The 2,617-nt window shown below is 60.6% G+C and carries 3 protein-coding genes; 2 read left to right on the forward strand and 1 reads right to left on the reverse strand.

Annotated features, from left to right (window positions below; translation table 11 throughout):
• On the forward strand, positions 1–1,261 hold a 1,261-nt coding region (locus VIW95_RS09610), incomplete at its 5' end, for an MgtC/SapB family protein (protein WP_331585826.1).
• 33 nt (positions 1,262–1,294) lie between these two features.
• On the forward strand, positions 1,295–1,576 hold the full coding sequence (locus VIW95_RS09615) for a hypothetical protein (RefSeq protein WP_331585828.1): 282 nt from the start codon (positions 1,295–1,297) through the stop codon (positions 1,574–1,576).
• A gap of 188 nt (positions 1,577–1,764) precedes the next feature.
• Here the strand turns inward: VIW95_RS09615 and VIW95_RS09620 are convergent.
• Positions 1,765–2,617 (reverse strand): AMP-binding enzyme (locus VIW95_RS09620; RefSeq protein WP_331585830.1); only part of this gene is annotated, 853 nt, incomplete at its 5' end.

Below are 2,617 nucleotides of genomic sequence, written 5' to 3' on the forward strand. Positions count from 1 at the left end.
GTTCATCCTCGCGCTGACGATCGGATTCCTGGTCGGCCGCACTCGGGAGCCCGACCCCAAGGGTCCGCCGCGTCCCGGGATGCGCGATTTCCTGATAATCGCGCTGCTCGGCGCAGTCGCGGGACACCTGGCCAACGCGGCGGTGGCGATCGCGCTATTCGCAGGCGCGATCGGCGCAATCCTCGTGATGCGGTTGCAACATTCCGAGCGCAACGGAATCACCACCGAGCTTGCCGCCATCGCGACCTTCGTGCTGGGCGCTCTCAGCCTGACGTCGGATCGCCAGTTCGGCGCCGGACTTGGAATTGTGCTGGCCGCGATCCTGGCCGAGCGCGATCAGCTGCGCCGGTTTGTGCGCGACGCGATCTCCGACCGCGAATATATCGACACGCTGAGTTTTCTCGCGCTGATTTTCATCATCTACCCGCTGTTGCCGACTGGCAGCTACGGACCATTCGGATTTTTCGAGCCGCGCAAGATCTGGCTATTCGTAATACTAGTGTCCGGCGTCTCATATGTAGGTTACTTCCTGACCAAGTTTACTGGCAGCGAGCGCGGCGCATTACTCACTGCAATAGTTGGTGCTATAGCCTCGACGACTGCCTATACGACCGGTATTTCGCGAGCTGTCGCCGAAGCGCCCGAGTCTGCGGTACCGGCGGCGCGCTATGCGCTAATAGCCAATTCGATACTGTTCCCGCGGATGCTGTTGCTGGTCGCTGTGGTCAGCCCGATGCTCGCGATCGCCGCGAGCCCAGCATTCGCCGCCATGATGATTGCAGGGTTCGCCGCTGCGATGCTACTCGCCCGCGCCCCTGCAAAAAAAGACAAGAAGTCTCGCGAGGCCGTGGATTCCAGCTTCCGGAACCCGTTTTCGATCCGCCCCGCGCTCGAGTTCGGCGTGGTTTTCACCATCGTGCTGCTGGTGACCCGCGTCGCCAAGCATTACGCGGGATATGGCGGCCAGATGGCGGTTTCCGCCATCAGCGGACTGGTGGACGTCGATGCGATCTCGCTGACGCTGGCGGGATTCGTGCAGGCAGGAACGAGTGCCGCGCGGGACGCGGTAATCGGGCTGACGCTGGCGGCGGGCGTCAACGCGATCTTCAAGTCGGGCATCGCGCAAACCAGCCATCAGCCGGCATTCTATCTGCGCCTGATGGCGGGATTTGCGATCATGTTCGCAGTGGGCGCAGCGGCAATAGTCATTATAGATCCGGCGCGGGTGACTGAATTAGTAAGTCAACTGCATACCAACTAACTATAGCCATGGTCTCAAAAGGGAGGACGCACGATGCATGAAATCAAGTCGTTCAGGATTTTTCAGACGGCGAAGGTGATTGCGGTGCTCTATCTGATTTTCGGATTTGTTGAGGGAGCAATTCTCACGATTGTTTTTGCGCACCGCCCCCACCCGCATCCACTCCTGGGGATACTACTCAGTTTGATTGGCTTGCCAATCCTTTTCGGTGTGGTTGGATTCATCTTTCTGGCGATCGGTTGCTGGCTGTACAACATTGTCGCAGCACGCATCGGCGGCATCGCGTTCGAACTAACTTCGCACAGCGAAAACTGAGTCGAGATTTTGCCTCCTCCGTTCGTTGGGGCGAGGCCGACGCTCGTCTTCGAGTGGCGGGTAGAGGACCTAATTTCTCCGGATTCAGAATGCGGCGCAACGGACATTTGCGCGGCATGCGGTCCTCCACCCTAACCCTCCTCCCACGTTGGAGGAGGGGATAAGACGGATGGGAGGAGGGAGGGGGCTCAATCGTCGTCGTCGCGGAGTTTTGAGAGGACTGAGAGGTCTTCGAGCGTGGTGGTGTCGCCCAAGGTTTGATCGCCTGATGCGATCTGGCGCAGGAGGCGGCGCATTATTTTACCGCTGCGCGTTTTCGGGAGGGCTTCGGTGAATCTTATGTCGTCGGGGCGTGCGAGCGCGCCGATCTCCTTCACGACGTGCGCCCGCAATTCGTCGCGCAGTTTGTCGTCGCCCTTGCGGCCACCCTCGAGCGTGACGAATGCGACCACGGCCTGCCCTTTCATGTCGTCTGGACGGCCGACGCATGCCGCCTCCGCAACTGTTTTGTGCGATACCAGCGCGCTTTCGATTTCCATCGTGCCCAGGCGATGGCCTGACACGTTGATGACGTCGTCAACACGCCCCATGATCCAGAGGTAGCCGTCCTGGTCACGACGCGCGCCGTCGCCGGTGAAGTATACGCCGTCGATTTGCGCGAAGTAATTGCTCTTGTAGCGATCTGGATCGCGGTAGATCGTCCGCAGCATCCCGGGCCACGGCTTGCGGACGATCAGCAGGCCGCCCTGGTTGGAGCCGACGCTCTTGCCCTCGCGCGTGACGACGTCGGCTGCGATGCCGGGGAGTGGAAAAGTTGCGGAGCCGGGCTTCGCGGCGGTTACGCCGGGCATCGGGCTGATCATGATTCCGCCGGTCTCGGTCTGCCACCACGTATCAACGATCGGACATCGCTCGCCGCCGATCACTTTGCGATACCACATCCAGGCTTCGGGATTGATCGGCTCGCCGACCGAGCCGAGCAGCCGCAGACTCGACAGGTCATGCTTCTTCACCCACGAATCGCCCCATTTGATGAACGTG

Source organism: Binatus sp. (SeqCode) (assembly GCF_036522015.1).
In the GTDB taxonomy this organism is placed as follows: domain Bacteria; phylum Desulfobacterota; class Binatia; order Binatales; family Binataceae; genus Binatus.

Excerpts from the sequence above, each read along its gene's own strand:
- VIW95_RS09615 (WP_331585828.1), top strand. The coding sequence starts at position 1,295 with ATGCATGAAATCAAGTCGTTCAGGATTTTTCAGACGGCGAAGGTGATT.